This is a genomic window from Candidatus Cloacimonadota bacterium (genome assembly GCA_028706475.1).
GTDB lineage: Bacteria > Cloacimonadota > Cloacimonadia > Cloacimonadales > Cloacimonadaceae > UBA5456.
Genome location: JAQWBI010000001.1, coordinates 189,781 through 208,128, shown reverse-complemented (window position 1 = coordinate 208,128; position 18,348 = coordinate 189,781). Strand labels below are relative to the sequence as shown.

Annotated in this window: 12 protein-coding genes; 1 reads left to right on the top strand and 11 read right to left on the bottom strand. The window is 46.8% G+C overall.

What is annotated here, in order from left to right:
• The first annotated feature begins 249 nt into the window (after positions 1–249).
• Positions 250–459 carry a hypothetical protein gene (locus tag PHF32_00910; GenBank protein MDD4559291.1) on the top strand — a complete coding sequence of 70 codons (210 nt, stop codon included), beginning with the start codon at positions 250–252 and terminating at the stop codon, positions 457–459.
• 66 nt (positions 460–525) lie between these two features.
• Here the strand turns inward: PHF32_00910 and PHF32_00905 are convergent, their stop codons facing one another.
• From PHF32_00905 to PHF32_00855, 11 genes are all read right to left on the bottom strand, one after another.
• Positions 526–1,200 (bottom strand): hypothetical protein, encoded by a 675-nt coding sequence (locus PHF32_00905; GenBank protein MDD4559290.1) that lies wholly within the window; start codon positions 1,198–1,200, stop codon positions 526–528.
• 76 nt (positions 1,201–1,276) lie between these two features.
• Entirely contained in the window at positions 1,277–2,257 is a 981-nt protein-coding gene (locus PHF32_00900; protein ID MDD4559289.1) for a lipoate--protein ligase, read from the bottom strand.
• 78 nt (positions 2,258–2,335) lie between these two features.
• Positions 2,336–2,731, bottom strand: a complete 396-nt coding sequence (locus tag PHF32_00895) for a GerW family sporulation protein (GenBank protein MDD4559288.1) — start codon at positions 2,729–2,731, stop codon at positions 2,336–2,338.
• A gap of 112 nt (positions 2,732–2,843) precedes the next feature.
• A complete protein-coding gene (locus tag PHF32_00890; GenBank protein ID MDD4559287.1) occupies positions 2,844–9,884 on the bottom strand; it encodes a carboxypeptidase regulatory-like domain-containing protein in 7,041 nt (2,346 codons plus the stop codon).
• Positions 9,885–10,134: 250 nt separating this feature from the next.
• Positions 10,135–10,941, bottom strand: coding sequence for a zinc transporter ZupT (gene zupT, locus PHF32_00885; GenBank protein MDD4559286.1), 807 nt, complete (start codon positions 10,939–10,941; stop codon positions 10,135–10,137).
• Between the two features lie 2 nt (positions 10,942–10,943).
• Positions 10,944–12,284 (bottom strand): T9SS type A sorting domain-containing protein, encoded by a 1,341-nt coding sequence (locus PHF32_00880; GenBank protein MDD4559285.1) that lies wholly within the window; start codon positions 12,282–12,284, stop codon positions 10,944–10,946.
• An 8-nt stretch (positions 12,285–12,292) separates the two neighbouring features.
• Positions 12,293–13,729 carry a DUF6029 family protein gene (locus PHF32_00875; GenBank protein MDD4559284.1) on the bottom strand — a complete coding sequence of 479 codons (1,437 nt, stop codon included), beginning with the start codon at positions 13,727–13,729 and terminating at the stop codon, positions 12,293–12,295.
• Positions 13,730–14,317 carry a TlpA disulfide reductase family protein gene (locus tag PHF32_00870; GenBank protein MDD4559283.1) on the bottom strand — a complete coding sequence of 196 codons (588 nt, stop codon included), beginning with the start codon at positions 14,315–14,317 and terminating at the stop codon, positions 13,730–13,732.
• Positions 14,318–14,328: 11 nt separating this feature from the next.
• Entirely contained in the window at positions 14,329–15,438 is a 1,110-nt protein-coding gene (locus tag PHF32_00865) for a hypothetical protein (protein ID MDD4559282.1), read from the bottom strand.
• A gap of 10 nt (positions 15,439–15,448) precedes the next feature.
• Positions 15,449–17,332, bottom strand: coding sequence for a cytochrome c biogenesis protein CcdA (locus PHF32_00860; GenBank protein ID MDD4559281.1), 1,884 nt, complete (start codon positions 17,330–17,332; stop codon positions 15,449–15,451).
• Positions 17,333–17,856: 524 nt separating this feature from the next.
• Positions 17,857–18,315, bottom strand: coding sequence for a chitobiase/beta-hexosaminidase C-terminal domain-containing protein (locus tag PHF32_00855; GenBank protein MDD4559280.1), 459 nt, complete (start codon positions 18,313–18,315; stop codon positions 17,857–17,859).
• Between the last annotated feature and the right edge of the window lie 33 nt (positions 18,316–18,348).

The following is an 18,348-nucleotide window of genomic DNA, read 5'->3' as shown; positions in this document are numbered from 1 at the left end:
TCTGCACTAAAAGTTAAGGTCGCAAAAAACCAAATCCTTAGTAGAGTGAAAGTGTAGAGTTTAGTGCCTAAAAAAAAGGCTTGCCCATATATACCAATGCGTTAAGATAAAATCTGCTCAAGTTGGGATAATGAAGGGAATATCCCGAAGTTCTTTGCAGTGTATAGAGTGATATTTTTGTGTTTGCGGTTCTGCAGTGCTACGGTGTTGCAGTTGGAGGGACTGCGCTCCGTTTTTGGAGTCCCGATCGTGTCGAGAGTGGCCGGAGGTCACTTCAAAAAGAAAGCAGTTACGCTGCTTATGCAGACGAGGACGTCTGAGCCACTCTACGAAAACGCTTCGCATTTCCGTGGAGACAGCGGCAATCCTCAATACCTAATAATCTGCGTAAATCTGCGAGATCTGCGTGCCATTACCCCCCCCCATGCTACCAACTCTTGGGGAGTGCTGATAGAGTGAAGGAGCTGGAATACTAAGCAATAGAATACCGGTCCCAGATGGAACCGGTATTGTGTGGAAGCCCTATTAAAAGTTTACGCCAAGAGCGCGATCCAGCAGGAAGATCTGCCATGGATTTGAGGTGGAAGGCACTTCGCTTACATTTTTGATGTTGAAGACAAATTCATATTGGGAAGTAAGGCCATCGACGCTGAAAGGCAGAATCAGGCTTACTGTTCTACCTTTGTAGCGTTGAGCTTCGCTGAAATCGATGGGGAACAGGGGACGTTTTGCCCATACACCGGTGCTGGATTGATAGACGTGGTCTTTGGAAAAGAGGTTTTCAGTGATGTTTCCTCTGCGCACGATAACGGTAGGAGTTTGAGGATTGTTGCGTTCGGAGTATTTGGTGGTGGAGACCAAAACGCCTCTGCCGATCTTATCCACATCCATATACACTGCTTCATCCCAATCTACAGTAAGGGTTTTTTCGCTTTTATTGTACAAAGTCAGTTCCCATCCGGATTCGCTGGCGCTCCAGATGCTGCGGAAGAGATCGTCTTCATAAACATAGCGGGCATTGCCCATGGTGGTATCTGCCACGGGGGCTTGATAGCGTTGGTTGATATCGCTGGCTTTGCGTACAAGAGCAAGTTCGATGTCGTATTTTACAATCATTTTTTCGGTAGATCCGGTGACTGAGCAACCGAAAATACCTAACAGAACTGCAACTAAAAGTATAAAAACAAGAGGTTTCCTCATTTCTTCTCCTTATTGAGCATATAACTAATTACAGTTTGATGTACTTATGCTTTATTGTCAACAAAAATCTACATAATTAGAACATAGCATTTACCAAATCATTCAAATCCACGTCACCGAAATATGACCGATAGGAGCAACGTTCCAGAATCTCACGCACACTTTCGTGGGTGTGGGATATGCCACTGAAGCACAATTCCAAGTCCCTGAGGTCTTTGGAACCAAAGAAATCGCCGAAAACGCGCAGGCTGGTAATGATGCCATTGGATACATCCAGATACAATTCTATGGTACCTACCTTGGTTTTGATGGCATTGGCAAGGTTGTATTGAGGACTCTTGCCATAGTTCCACTCCCAGGTTCCATACTTGCGATCCACCAATTCCTGCACTGCCTGACGGTCATCGATGGAGAGAGTGTAATCTGTAGCATCTGTATAAAGGCTGTGGACTTTGTTTCGCACCAGGGGAATAAATTCACCCAGCTTCATGACCTGCGGCAGGTGATCAATCACGTTTGTAACTCTGGAGCGAACTGATTTGACGGCCTTATCGGAAAACTTGATGGGATTTACCTTGAGCGCTTGCACAAGGGATTCCACATGGGAATTGAACAGAATGGTGCCGTGTTGCAGGGTAGTCCCGTTTTGCACCAATTTGGCATTTCCGGAAAACTTCATACCCTTGATTGTAAGATCGTTGCGCCCCTGCAAAATAGCTGGAACACCCAGCTCGTTCAAGACTTCCAGGACAGGCTTGGTATATCGTTCAAAATTGGCAGTTTCATCGTCGGTATTGCGCATGATAAAGCTAAAATTCAAGTTACCCAAATCGTGGAAAACCGTTCCGCCTCCAGTTAATCTGCGAACCACCGGTATTTCGTGATGATGTACCCATTGATAATTGATCTCGGCCATAGTGTTCTGAAATCTGCCCACTATGATGCAAGGTTCATTGATGTACAGCAGGAAACAATCTTCTGAAAAGTGGTTCAACAGATATTCTTCGAGAGCGATATTGAAGGGAGCATAATTTGAGGGGCTAAAAATACTAAGCATAGAGAATCCTTGTAGAGGAAGGGAAGATTTTTTGCGGGAATTTCAGGCTTAAAAAGCTCATGAGAGTCTGCATTACATTCATCGCTTACGTTTGAGTTTGTAGATTTTCAACAGCAAGAGGCCAAGAAGGCTGAATATGGTTACGATCTCACGGACTGAGATTATGGGATAGAACTTTGCAGTTTCATTCTTGATGAGATATATGCCTACGGGATCAGTTTTAACGCTGCCACCACCGCCGAAGCCCTCATTTTTCGGTGTTTCTTCCGGATTTTCGGAATTTTCCGGCAGGGTTTTCTTTTCTTGTTTTCGATTGGGAGATTTTCCAGCTCCCCCACCAAACATGAAAGACACGCGGGCAACCGGAACTACTGAGACATCACCTATTTTCGATGGGTTGCCGATACTGAGGTTTGCGCCCGCACCGCTTTGGATTGTGCTTTTAATTTTCGAAAAAAGACTGTCCATTTTCATCATTAACTCCTTCAGCTGTGCTGCTGATACATTCAGGGATCACGCTGTATTCTTGTCAAGGAAAAAGCCCCGGAATTTCTTCCGGGGCTGATCTTATCTGAGCTAAAGAAGCTTATTCCATTAGCATCATCTTTTTTGTGCTTTGGTAGTTACCGGTTTTCATGCGATAGAAATAAACACCAGTGGAAAGCGGGTTTCCTCTGTAGTCTTTACCATTGAATACTAAGCGGTATCTGCCCGAAGCTTGTTCTTCATTGACCAGTGTACGCACAAGCTGACCTTTCAAGTTGAAGACATCGATGCGAACCATGCCTGCATCCTTGAGGTCGTAACTGATTGTGGTCTCCGGATTGAAAGGATTCGGGTAGTTGGAGTTCAGAACTGTTACCGAAACCGCAGATACATCATCTTCCGCAGATACATGGATCAGGTTGAAGTTCACGGTCACATTCTGCCCGGCTGCCACAGTCATATTCGCAACCTCAAGAGAGAGGTAATCCGTTTTGCTGGCGGTAAGGGTATAGGTACCTGCCGGTACGGTAAGGTTATAGTATCCCTGAGAGTTCGTGGTTGCAGAAATATCGGTATTGGTGCTCACCGTAGCTCCGGGAATTCCTTGTCCGGCATTGGTTACACGTCCCTGGAAGTTACCTGTCTGTTGGTCTTTTACTATGCTGTTTGAGAAGGCAGCTGAAGACAACACCTCGGAAGTATAGACTGCTTTCACAGCCCATCTGTAACTACCGTTTGCCAGACCGTTCCAACCATCGTCTTCAAAGAAAGTATTGCTGGTTACTTCTTCGTTCAGCAAGGTCCATGTGGTTTCACTTTCCTCTGTTCCGGTTACAAGGCGCCATACCCGGTAGCCCACCAGAGCTCTGCCATTTACTTTGGTTTCAGAAGCGGGTTCCGCACTACGTAGAGCATTGTTCTGCTGTCTGAGGTTATTCTGCGGATTTGTGCTCTTTGTGCCAATTCCGGAGCCGGTGAAGGTGGTGGATACTCTTTCTACAAAGTTGCCAATGTAGATGTTGTCTATATACCACACTTCCCAAAGTCCTGCATCATCGGGCGGATCCTCGGCTTGGAAAGCCATCTGTACCTGTTGTCCGTTATAAGCGCTGATATCCACATGAATGGGGGTGCTGTAATGGTTGTTTCCCATAGGTTGGGTAGCGCCATCCCAGAGGACATCCCATGTGACTCCGTTGTCTGCCGATATCTTTACATAATAGTGATCACCCATTTGGGATCCCATATTGAGATAGGTATCGAAGGTCATATAGGCATCCGGAGGGCAGTTGAAGATATTGGTAATCAACCATTCGTCCTGATGCCCGTTATACCACGTAAGTCCGCTTTGATAGGTTCCGTCAGTAGGAACAATGGGTATTGCATCGTTGATGGTGCTATATTTGTGCCAGGTGGGAAATACACCCAAGCTATTTGCTCCACCGGTACAGGTAATGATCTGAGACCAATCTGCAGGCGGGAAGAGCTCGCCTTCGAAGCTTTCCAATATCTCCATTGCGTTCGGATCCGGAGCGCTCCACTCTATCTCTACGGAACTGCCTGACTCGCTGAGTTCAGCAACAACATCCGTGGGTGCATAGGCTATTTCGGACATGACGATCACACCCATACTATAATCTGTGGCGCCTACTTCGATGGTACCGGTAAGACTGCTGTATCCCGGAGCCGAGATTGAGTATTGGTAGTTTTCATTGGCATAGACCACAGGACCGGATGTGAATTCACCCAGAGCGTTTGTGGTAAGGCTGTATTCTGCATAACCCTGTAGTCTGATGCTGGCACCAGCGATGCCCACGGAGGTATCGCTGGCTTGAATAGTGCCGGATACCGATACTTTGGGCATGGGTTGCAAAGTGATATTTACGACCTCGGTTTCATCTTCTTCCAGTTCAAAAGGATAGTCCTGGCTGATGTATCCATATATACTGAAGCCAAGCGTGTATTCGCCAGGTAGAATATTTGGAATGAAAAATCCGCCATTCACATCTGTAGTGGTGGTGGGATTGCCGCTCAAAGTAACTTGTACTCCTTGCAGCGGTACGTTATTCTCTCCCAGAACCGTTCCAGTGATGTGCCCTACACCGCCGGGAATCACCACAAATGTGGTCTTGGGGAATTGACCGCTAAGCGTACCATCCGGAGGATTGGCAGGATCATATGTGGTACCATCGCTATTTGCATTTCGGCTACGATTAGTTCCTACCGTTTGAGTCTTGAAGTACTTTCCGCTGACCCAACTTGTGTCCATGGGTCTTTGCACCATCATCACGAGATTTCCACCGTCCAAGTGCATGTAGTATTCTGGAAATTCGAAAGTTACTACACCTTCACCGGCGGGATAACTCATCGTTCCGTCAAACACAAGAGTCAGGTTTGTGGAAGGGATATAACCTGCAGTCAGATCTGTCTGAGTAGTGGAACCAAGCCATATCTTTGCCGGTTTATCTGGATGAGCGCTGTTGAAGTTTGTGTAGAACCTTACACCGGTGATCATTCCTACGAAGCCGTTCATTTCTTCTACGGTATAGATAGTCTCAAAGAGAGAGTTGTTGTAGAAGAAGTTCAACGGGATGTATGCTTCTTGGTCTCCAGCGCCGATGGTAATATCGTTCACGCCTGTTCCGCTAAGCAAGATGGTGTGACTTTCGCGGTTGAGATTGTTCGAGCGATTTCCGATGCTGTTTTTGGCTGTAGCATTCGCATTCATGCTGCCAAACACATGGCGGGTTCCCTGATCATCGACAATGGTAATGGTTGCGGTATCATCGTTGAGTGAGTTTGGTGTATAGGTGGTCGTGAAGACTATGGCTTCTTCGTTCAGCAGATCCGTCGGTAAAGCTGGAAGATTGCTAAGTACGAAGGTAGCACTTCCGGATATCGTGATCGATTCGATACCAAGGTTGCCACCGCCAATATTTGTGATGCTGAAGTCCTGGCTGGCAGAACCGCCCAGGTTAATGTCACCAAAATTCCATTCCGTGTGACTGATACTGATCTCAGGAGTACCGGTCATCGCAAAGTCCTGAACGGTTTGTTGATCCACATTGATGGTAACAGTGTGACTAACTGGAGTATATCCGTTTTTAGTGGCTGTTACCGTGTGAGTCCCGATCGGTGCATGGGTAAAGGTGTAAATACCATTGTTGTTTGTAGTGGTATTGAACACCGTATCTTCGATCGTAATAGTAACGTTGTTGAGCGGATTACCGTTTTCGGTTACAGTACCGGTAAGGCTGCCCATGTCTTCCACATTCAGGTAGAACCTGGTATTGGCACGATTTAGAGAGAGTGAACCGGTTGTAGCTTGATCTGCCGGACTGCTGTCACTCTGATAACGCAGGCAACTGTTGAAGGAGGTAGGAGTATAGTAAACTCCAGCGTTTCTGGTGTAGCCGCCGGGAATAAGATCGGTGAGGATATCCACGATCACGTTCGAAGCACCGTCCCAGAGGAAAGGAGTGGTAAATACGTGCATATTCCAGCCGTTTTGAGGCAGGAAGTTTGGATGTTGCCATACCTGTGTGTATTCGCCGACTTCGAATGTAGTATTGAGCTCGGTTTGGGTAGTGTTCTTCAGGCGGATTCTGTAGTTCGGCATGGCTGAGCAGGTTCTAACATCCTGAACATTGAAGGCCAGGGCATAGATCATCCCGGGTACACATCCGTGAGCAATCAAATCAGCAGCAGTGTAGAGATACTGTTGACGGAAGTTCTTGTAATATGTTCCGTAAGGTGTAGGTGCAGCTGTCTCGCCATTCACTTCAGTCCCGTTACCAACCTCCACTATAAACACATCTTCGGCAGTAACGTTTACTCCCATGTCTGCAGTTCTGTCATTATCAGGATTCACGTCGCCGGCAAGGACTACCTTTCCATACAAAGTAACCAGACCTTCCACGGTAGGAGTCCAGCTAACAGGAACTTCCACGGTAGCGCCGGGAGCAACTGTAATTCCTGCTGCAGAACTCAGCTCCACATCGCTGGAATTGAACAGTTTTACCTGATATGTGCTCTGTGATGCCGTACCATTATTGTAAATACTGATGTTATAAGTAACCTCGGTATTCACCGGAGGTGTGCTGTTTCCAGTTATGTTCACAGCAGCAAGATCGTTTGCCGCGATCAGCTCCAAGCTCACATCATCAATGTAAATGGTGTGATTAGTAGCGCCCAAGCCGTGTCTGACAGCGATGAATTGACCTGCTGGAGTGTGGTTGGTGAGGTTCACCACATATTCATTCCAGTTGGATACTACGTTTAACTGCTGAGCCAGTACAAAGGTCGCCGCATCGGCAGGATTGGACATTGTACCGACATCCAGCACATAGTTTGTGCCTCCTTTTGCCATTATCCTTACGCGAAGTCCGTTCACCGGTATTTCGGTACTTACAGGAGGTGATATCAGATACAGTTGTGCGTTTGCGTCACTGGAATTTGCCATCTGCACGCAATTGGGCGTGCTATATGGAGAGGTGGTGCTGGTTCTCAGATAAGCCGAGGTGGTGGTGGCATTATATATTGTGCTCCAACCCAAGGGGAAATCAGGAACTACGGCAGTATCCCAATTCTCACTGGCAGGCAAAGTAGTAATGGTGGCATCAAAACCTTCGCCCTGAAGAGGTACTGTATGAGTAGTCCTGCCCAGGTTGTCGATAATGGTTATGGTCGCCGCGTGTTCACCTTCAGCGGTGGGAGCGTAAACGGCGCTAAAAACAAATGACTCGCCGATATTCAAAACGAGAGGCAGAGTAGGTAAGCCACTCAGCGTGAAATACTGGTCACCGGTCAGATCTATACTATTGATGGTAAGCGCACCTATACCGGTGTTTGAGACCAAGAACTCTCTGCTGGGAGCTGCTCCCACAAGTACAGTGCCAAAGTCGTGTTCAGTGGGATTGATCGTGAACACGGGACCAGTAGGAGTCTGGCGTACCTGTACATTGTCCACAAAGAGGTCGTTGTCCCCTCCGGATACGGTTGATTCACCATAGAAAGCAAAGTATTTGGTTCCGGATACTCCGGTCAAGTACAAGGTTACTTCGGTTCCAGTATGTGGAATCTGGTTGTACACATATTCACTACCGGTGTTATTCCATTCGCGCAGAGTCACGGGATTGCTCATATTTGGAGTATCGCTCATGGCTACGATGAATTTATCATCCTGCTGAGACGTAGGATCTTCGATGGGATCGCTATTGGCATAATCGGTCAATCCCAGATCAAACTTCAGCTCGTAGCCCCCATCAGGAAGTGCTACGGGAGGAGTTACCAGCCAGCCCTTGCGAGTGGTTCCATAGATATTGATCTTGGCAGCGTTGTTTCCGGTGGGCCCATTTAGCCATTCGTCTCTGTACCACTGTGTACTAGTACCATCTACAGTGGGGAATATTCCGCTCAGTTGGGTCCAGTTCAACACCGGCCAATCGCCTGTAACAGTACCAAAATCCTCGATCCAGGGGAAAGTGGATATAGTGGGATTATCCAACACGGTAAAGCTGAATACCTCACTGGCTTCGCTGGCTCCAGCATCATTGCTGGCTACAACTTTCCAGTAGTATTGAGTACTATATGTCAATGCAGTTTCCAGAGTATAGCTGGTAGTCGCAGATGTGCCAATCAATGTAGTAGGATTGGGGTTTGCATCCAGATAAATGCTATACTCATTTGGCACACCTCCGGTAAGGGCGGCTGTCCAGGAAAGAGTGGGGAAGTTGCTCACATCCACCGCTTCGTCTACAGGAGCCGTCAATATAGGCGCTCCCGGGGCTAACGAAGCTAAATCGGGACCAATCACATGATCCACATAAATACTGCCAGTTGAGGTGGCGAGAGGAGTTATGAATGCGAAATAATAGTTGTTGCCCGCTAAAGTACTAAGGTCTATGTTCACGGGATACCAAATACCTGTAGCGGCATAAGTAATGTCCCCGCCAATCTGAGTCCATTGCACTCTATCGGTGGAATAACCTACTCTCAAGACCTGCGAAGTGTTTGTAGCGCGGGTATAGAATTCGAAGCTATCGCCTGCGACAACGCTCAACATAGGAGTAGAAAGATAGTATTCAAGGGTAGTTGAAGTAAATTTGTAGGCATGAGCAACGCCATGGAACAGCGGAGTAGAAGTACTGCGAGTCCAGTTCCCGGTACTCCCGTTTGCCCATCCAACGGGCGGGAAGACAGTGCTTTCAAAGCTTTCAGCCAATTGGTTTGCCCTCAGGGTGCTGAAGCTCCACACAGGGCAGTTGGTGGCATCTCCGATAGTATTGTAGGGAACTATCTGCCAATAGTACGTAGTTTCACCCAAAAGGTCTGCAACGTCATAAATGTAGTTGAAACCGATATCTTCTACGAAAGGAGGTGGATTTGTGGTGCCAAAATACACCTTGTAGCCACTGGGAATTCCGCCACCGGAAGACCAGATCAGAGAAGCGCTATTGGATAAAATGGTGCTACCATCCGCCGGTGAAATCATGTTTGCCGGATTCGGAGGATCTGTTACTTGAACCGCTGTCATATTGAAGGTTACGTTCGAGCGATTCATGCTCAAAGTACCCGTTGCTGAAGTGCTGGCATCAATGCTATCGCTCTGATAACGCAAGGAGCTATTAAATCCTGTTTCAGTTAACTGAACGGATGCATTCTGAGCATAACTCCCTGGAATCAAGGTAGTAATGATATCAACAATGATGTTTGAAGCTCCATCCCATTGGAAGGGAGTGTTAAAAGTGTGTACATTCATACCAGCAACAGGCATAAAATCGTTCTGGAAAAATACTTCCGTGTATTCACCTACTTCGAAAGTGGTGGTCAGCTCTGTTTGCGTAGTGGTTTTAATCTTGATGGAAAAGTTCGGCATTGCCGTACAATTGTTCAAATTAATAACGTTGAAAGCAAGGGAGTTAATCGGGCCTGCTCCACCTCCAGCGTCTTCGATCTCTGAAACCCTGTACAAAAACTGTTGATGGAAGTTCTTGTAGAATGTGCCATAAGGTGTGGGAGCACCTGTTGTGGTATTGGAACCAGTGCCATCACCAATGGTTATGTTCACTTGGGCAAAAAGACCGCTGAAAGTTCCCAATGACAAGATCAGGACTATCAGCAACAACTTGTTAAGGTTCATAACGTATCTCCTTGTCTTGAATAAATAAATGACTTACTACTGATGTTAACGTGTTCAAACACAAGAACATCACGCGAATAACCACAATATAAAGCATTTGTGTTTTGGCATTATGTAAACTGAAGACAAATACTCATATTTATTATATGCCAAAAAGATGCCAATTGTAAAGATATTTTGTTCCGACCTCTCTTTTCTCCTCTTCGCCTTGTTTAATTCGCGATTATTCTATCGGCATGTGCTAATACAATTAGAATAAAGCTAAAGACACAGCCATGATCAGCATCCCGGCTATCAATCCCGTGATCGCCACATGGTGTTCGGCATACTCCTCTGCGGTGGGCAAAAGCTCATCCAAAGATATATAGACCATGATCCCCGCCACTGCAGCAAAGACCAAACCAAAGGCAGCAGCGGTGATGAAGGTCTTCAGCAATAGAAAGCCGATAAGAGCGCCCACCGGCTCTGAAAGCCCCGACAGGAAAGAATAGAAAAAGGCTTTCCTGCGGCTTTTGGTGGAGTAATAGACCGGCACGGATACCGCTATTCCTTCCGGGATATTGTGAATAGCGATTGCGATGGTGATACTGATGCCCAAAGCCGGATCTTTCACTGCTGCCATAAAGGTGGCAAGTCCCTCGGGGAAATTGTGTATCCCTATCGCCAATGCTGAAAACAGGCCCATCCGCATCAGCTTCTTCTCATCCGGTATCGCAGCTTTCTTCTGCACACAGTCCATGTACTTCATTTCATGGGGGTTTTCGTAGGACGGCACCAGAAAGTCGATAAGGGCAATAATGCCCATCCCCGCAAAGAAGGCAATAATGCTATACCATTGCGCCATTTTATCCCCATAGACTGCTGCTAGAGACTCTTGCGCCTTAGGAAAGATCTCCACAAAACTCACATAGATCATCACTCCCGCAGAGAGCCCCAGGGCTGCAGAGAGAAACTTTGGGCTGAACTTTTTGGAAGTAAATGCCATCAGGGATCCGATCCCCGTGGATAAACCTGCCAAAAGAGTCAGCCCAAAGGCAGATAGTATGTTTCCGTCCATGATCAGCGGATTTTAAGTATCTTCCCGCTCTTTGCTCCAGCTCCAGTTTTGTAGAAATAAAGCCCGGAAGGCAAGTCCCCGGCATCCCAAGACACTTGGTTCAATCCTTCTTGCAGGTTGTCCAGCTTCAGACTGCTCACTTTTTGTCCGCGCGCATTGTAGATGCTGATCCCTGAGGAGCTTCCCGCTTTCACATTGTACACATCAAAGCTAAGTATATCCGAGAAGGGATTGGGCCACGCTTTCTGCACGGTAATAGCGCTTGGTACCGCTAGTGGATCATCCGCACTCACCTCTCCCACTGTCAATTCGAAAGGTATGCGGTAGGGCTCAGCTCCAGTTGTTTCTATTACAAAGTCAAAGAAAGCTCTGCCTTCGCTGTTTGCCTGGATGTTCAGATCAAAGGTTTTGTGCCCGTTTTCGTCAACGGAGTGCGGGACAGTCATGGATCCCGGCAGACAAGCCCCCTCTTCGTCACAATAGTTTATATACCAATCTTCCGGCGCATTTAGAATCTCAACATGGATGTTCAAAGTAGCCGCCGGACCCAGGTTGAACACATGGAAATATGGTGAAAAGAAGTCGCCCGTTACTTCCGAACTCAACTTCAGGTCAAAGGGCACTGCCACCCGGATCTGATGCTCCGGTTGCGGTAGAGTGCTTACGGCTTGAAGGATGGTATTCTGCGGCATCTGCACAAAGGCCGTAGCCCACACATTAGCCAGATTCCAAGCTGGATCGGGTACAATGCTGAAATTGAAGACTTGAAAATTTCCCGCTCCGGCAATGCTGATTGGTTGGCTTTGCACCGTACGGACAATCCGGGTAAGATCTTCCGGCAGATTGTCTTCCACCAGGTAAAAGACCACTTCAGCATCGGCTATAGCGATCTCATCGTTCACCATGATTACCTTGAAAGAGTAGTTACCAGAGTTGTGGTCATAGCTTTCCACCGTCATTTTAAGGGGTGAACCCAGATAACGGAATTGATTCAGCGCTTCTCGATAGAGGCTGCCATCCATCACCGGTTCATCCGATCCATTTACCCGGATTTTTCCGTTGAAGATAACTGCAGGATAGCCCAATACTTCATAGTGCTGAAATCTGGCAGCTATCTCAGGATTGCTATATGGCCCGCTCTCGGTAAGCAAGCGCGGGATTATTATCTCTCCGGGATTCACTTCGGCTTCAATGACATCCAAACCCTGTTGAGCAAACTCACACGCCTCGCACCAACTGGCTCCGAAGTTCTCCACCATGCTGGTAGTGGGATAATATGGCGCCATCTGCGCGCTCAATAGTGCAGTTCCGGCTATTACAAACAACAATAGTGCTTTTTTCATCTTCTCTCCTAAAATCTGGTAGTAAGTTCGGCTTTGATCCCTTCAAACGGCGCTACAAACTTGCAAACGCCATTGCGACAAACCTTTCCGCCTTGTTCCTTACCCGCAAACACTACCAGGTCACTATGTGTGAAGAGCGGATACTTCAGCTCGATATTGGGATTGTATTTGCTGTCTATAGCAGTATCGAATTCTTCCCACCAACTCTGTAATCCCAACGATACGGACAGCTTGTCCAGGGCAAAATCCGCCTGAATCTGAGGCTCGTAATGCTCGGTTTCTTTTTCATTTTTCCGCTTTTCCATCACTTTGAACTCTCCCTTTATATGAACGGGCAGGCCAAACAAGCGCATATCCCCAGCCAATGTGGGATAATACTCTTTTTGCCATGCACTCAGGCCGTCATCCACCTTTTCGATCTGAGACCATGCAACCTGGTAAGAGCCCGAGCCGAGAGTCATGTCCAGCGCCACATACAGGTCGTTCATCCTTCTATCTTCAGACCTGTCCCAAGCCTCTGCATAATCTGCACTGAAATAATAGTTGTCAAACAGTGCGTATGCTGCGCGTGCCTGCCAGCCTTCTTCATCCATTCCGCTGGCCGATACATCGGCAAGTGTTTCTCCATGATAGTTTGCCAAGGGGATGTCGTTTTGCCGATAATCAAAACCCAGGTAGTTCTTGTATGCAGCACCAAACTGAAGGTCACTCACATAGTAATCCACATTTGCATAAGCGGCATGACCTTGTTGAATCAAGTCAGATTTATAGCGCTTGCTCAATGCATATTCGCCAAATCCTTCCAAAGAGCTTGTTGAATAATGCATTCTACCGCCGAATACATCCTGGTAACTGTATGTGTTCATAGGGTTCAGATTACGAAACGCCATTGCTGAGGCACCCAGACGAAGCCCCGCGAAGAGGGGATATTCAGCATCAGCACCATAAGCAATATCATAGCGGCTGGCGTTAGTTTCACTGTCTATGGCACCATAGATACCCTTCAGCTTCAAAGCGCCGTCATAACGCATCAAAAAGCTCTGTAAACGGTGATCCTCATCGAACTCCAGGTCTTTGAAACTGCGAAACACAATACCATTGCCAAAAGTCTCTTCGGTTGTGCCCACATGGATGCTGAAATTCTCACGGGAAAAGCCCGCATATAGTTCTTCCCATTCCACACTAAGGCGATTGGGATCGATCTCGTCCATCAATTGGGTTTGTTCATTGGAATACTTGGGCAGATCGCTGATGAACTTCATACCAAAGTTGAAATCACGATAGGCCAGGTTGAAACCAAACTCATCGGAGAAGTATGCGTTCAGAGAGTCTTCCGCTGTGCGATATACAAATTCCGCTTCATTGATGCCGTTTATCTGCAAGGTGTTTTGTGCCAACAGCGGTAGCATCATGGAGACAAGTATGATTACAAGCTTCCACTTCATCTATTTTTCCTCTGCTGCGTGATTTCCGCAATTTCCGCAGTGCTCTCCATTCTCTCCATGCTTATGTTCTCCATCTTCACCATGCTTGTGCTGACCATGCTCAGCCTCGTCCTTCAAGCCCAGCATGTTTCTGATGTGTCCCTCATAGACCTTTTCTGTACCTGCTTCAAAACCCACATGAGAGTAGACTATCTCGCCGGTGTTATCCAGCATAAAGCTGTGCGGAGGATTTACCACATTCATCTGTTTGGCCAGCTTTTTGTCCGGATCGAAAAGAGTAACAAACTTGAAGTTTTTGCTTTTCAGATAGCTTTTTGCCCTGGCCTGAGCTTTGGGTGCGTCGATGGAGATCATCACCACAGTGATGTCCTCATATTTCTCGGCAAGCGTATTTAGTGCAGGCATCGCTTCTTTGCAGGGTTTGCAATAGTCTGCCCAGAAATCTATGATTACGGGGCCTCTGCCCAACAGCGATTCCAAGCTGATGTCTTTACCACTCATATCCGAAAGCTTAAAATCCGGCATCTTTCCCGCAAATACCGGCATAATAATGATTAACATGGCTAAAAGGGTCAATATCTTTCTCATTTTCTTCTCCTTCATTTTGAAGATACAGTGTGGACAATCCCGCCATAAATGCGTGATTCATTAATAAATACTTGGGGGCGATATTGCGCAAATACCACCAGTTTATAATTGGAAGGCATAGGGTCTGAAGTACCCAAACTGATTGACACTCCATGTTGCATATCCCATGCGGTCAAGGGACTTCTTCCCACGGCGCGGACCACATTGTGCAAAGGATCGCCGTTCACGTTGGTCTGACTCACTTCATCGGTGATGATTACGTAATTCAGATACATATCATTAATATCCATTTCCGGGGAAGCAGTCAATATAACCTTGGCTCTGATTTCATTACTATCGTAGCTGATGTCTTGCAGTTCATACTCTATGCTCTGATCTTCATTAACCAAGTTATTCACTAAATTATCATAGAGTTGCAATTGCTCTGCTGCGCTGCCCACCACTTTACTCATACCCTGAAATACCGCAGTAGGGGCACTATAGGCACTGTAGTAGCTGGGTGTATCGTTATCTGGCACCAGTAAGGCATTGGTAATGTGATGTTCCAGATAGATAAAATTGGGGTGGGTCTGTTGCATCATGCTTAGTTTTGCCTCGGCAACAGGGCAATTTGGACAACTATCAAAGGTGAAGTATTCGGCTATTACCAGCTGTTTGGGATTATCCTGGATGCAAACCCTGTTGCCATACAATAAATATATCCCATCTTCGTACTTAGCCTGGTCACCAACGAACAGGCTATCGGCCAGGACAGTTCTGGTATCCTGTGTTAAAATCTTCAAGCGCCAATTTACCAGGCCAATTTCATAAGTTATACTATTCAGCTCCACATCGGATACCTCAAAGCTTACGCCGGGTACATCCAAGAAACTTTCAATCCACGCCAGACGCTCACCCTTGCTTACACCGTTGTGAATATAGTCTTCAGCATACAGAGCTTCCACGAGGGAGAAGTTGTCGCTGTTCAGCATGGCAAATCTGTAGTCGATAGATTGCACAAATTCTTCCAAATCATCGACGTCACCAGTAGGTAATTTGCTGAAATTGTGCTCATATCTGTCGCAAGCGCTTAGCAGAAACAACAGGGCAAAGAGGCTTATTATCGCTATCTTCAGTTTCATTTTTTGTTCCTCAATTCGGTACTTTCTTCAGGGCTTCCCGAATCATGTTTTTACTTACCAATTCCGGGAACACAATTGGTTCCTGACCCGGAATATATAGTGCGTTGAAGGGAACTCCCAAACGGTCGTGACCGGTAATCCACTCCAATAGCACAGGATCTTTTTTGGTAAAATCGCCTTTTAGTAGTACTACCTTGTTAGCGGCAAAATCTTGCATCATGTCTTCGGTGAAAAGCACTGTCTTCTCATTTGTTTTGCAATTTTTACACCACTCTGCACCAATATCCAGAAACACTGTCTTGCCTTCTGCAAGCAATTTTGCCTGCAATTCGGGACTAAAGACATACCAGCCTTCCGGGGCATGTGGCGATTGCAGCTTTTCGTCGCCGACAGGAGCCACAGTTTCTACCGCCAGATGCTCTTCCTTGATGGGCAGAAAATACCACGAAGCTGCCACAATGATTACCAGCGCCAGAATGCTGAAAATCCATTGCGTGGCGCGGCTGTATTCAAAGCGTACAAATTTGCCGTATAACCACACGGCAAAGCCAACAATAAGCAGGTATAGCACCACATTAACCAGATACGCACCGCTGGTGAGAGCGAGAGTGGTCTTGAGCATAGTATATACCAGCCACAACAGCACAAAGCCCATCAGTTCTTTGAACAGCACCATCCAATCCCCAGGTTTTGGTATTATCTTCAGTGCTTTGGGGAACATCCCGATCAGGATAAAGGGAAAGGCAAAGCCCAAACCTATCATCAGGAAAAACACCATGATCAGCGTAGGAGGAAGCTTCATGGCAAAAGGCAGCGCCGCACCCAGGAAGGGGCCTGTGCAGGATATCGCCATCAAAAAGGCAAAGATCCCGCCAAAGAAACTGCCACCATAGCCTCCCCTGGAAGTAGCTTTATTTGCCGCATTCATACCCGGTGCAGTGATCTCAAAGACTCCCAATAGTGATAGTGCAAACACAAAGACGATCGCCATCAGCGCAACCTGGAAATAAGGATTCTGGTTTTGTGTGCCCCAGCCGGCAGATTGCCCTGCAGCCTGAATACCGATGAAAATAGCAGCAAGGATGGCAAATGAGATCAGCACTCCCACAGTATATACCATCACATGTTTGAACACTTTTGATCTGTCCTTTTGCGCCTGATTCACGATCGCCATGATGCGGATAGGCAGAATTGGCAATACACAAGGCGTAATATTCAAAATCAAGCCTCCCAGGAATGCAAAGAGGAGATATTTCAGCACTTCTTGCCAGGCAATCCCTGCTTCGGGAAGGTTATCCTGAGTGGGGGAACCATCTGCTGCAGATGCATCATCCATGCTTTGAACAGCGTGATCTTCGTTTTTACCCGCTTCAGCAGCATCCTGTTCAGGCGTGGTGCCGGCCATCTGAGTTACGGAGATCGGGCCCTCTTCGATCATGTCCGGAGTGATCGGCTGAACTATCTCAAAGCGTATATTGCCTTCCTGCTCTTCCGGAGGATCACACATGCCACTATCGTAACAGAGATTGTAGCTCATCAGAGCTTTCAGGGTTTTTACTCCCGGTGTGGCAGCGGGCTTCACGGTGAATGGCAAGCTGAGCGTAACCTGCGGATAATATTTCCATTCTGTGGCAGATACTACCTTGGTGGGTTTGGGCAGGATCATTTCCCCAATCTCCAGATCCGGATGCTGAGCTTCCAGGAAAAGGTAAGGATTGTCTTTGGGATCCACACTTTGCTTGCGGTCTGCGGGAATATCCAGTTTTGCCCGGATGAACCCCTTGTCTCCCGGTTTCAGGATGTTCTCCGATATACTAAAGGTAACCGTTTGTGCCACGATCGATACACTCATCAATAGGATGAATATCAGGAGCGCTCTGCATTTAAGGCGCATCTATACCTCCATAAAAACATCTGCGTAATAAAGGTTAATTCTAAGCAGATTGCATTCCATAGCAACTGCTTTATATGTCAAGCTTTTGATTTGGACAAAGTTTAATCATATCTTTTTTTAGTGGGATGGCAGCATTATGATGTCATTCGGCTTACTGGAAGTCCAATTCATACTCTCTTGATAAAGCAGGTTTGAACCGGATATCAAGGCGTTATAAAGCAGTGCTCACTCGATGATGACCCGATGATATCTCCTTCGGCACAGCTTGAAACAAAGTGGTTACAGTGAGAGTGAGAATAAAGTGCTTTGTGCCAACCGCATAAAGTAAATCCATGTATGGATGTCTGAAAATCACCGACCGGCACAATATACAAAGTTCTTCCGCCCCCTTACTGTACCGAAGAGAACGGAGGAAACCATGCTTCATCTTTACAATTGCAAAGACTCTTTCACTTAGCAATTATGATTCTAATTGGCATTACGACAAACACGTAAACCAAAATTATTGGGATATCCCCAAGGATTTATCTGGCATCTATTGTATAATAAATCGTGGCATCATCTGTTGTGCAGACAATAGTTACACTGACCTCATCGTCGTATGTTCCACCGGCAGGAACGAAGACAGGTTCTGCTACTTCACCCGCTTCATCATTAGCGATCACTTTTACGCGGTAACTATCACCGTCTATCATTTCATCCTGCACGTAATTCCATAAAATCCGATATTGAGCGCCGTCGCTGGTCGCCGCTACAGTACCAAAATCTCCACTGAGGGATTCGGGGATTATCGCATAGCTGGCTCCGCCATCGTTTGACACCAGAAGTTGGATTTCACAGGGAAGATTGTCCGGATGAGAAAGGCGATAACTGATCAATATCACATCTCCCGATTGGGCTGCCACAACGTTCGAGACCACCGGGGCTGCAGCAAGAAGACTAAGTGTTAAGAGGGCTGTGAGGATACAAACAATTCTTTTCATTGCTTCTTCCTCACTTTATCAACACCAGCTTGG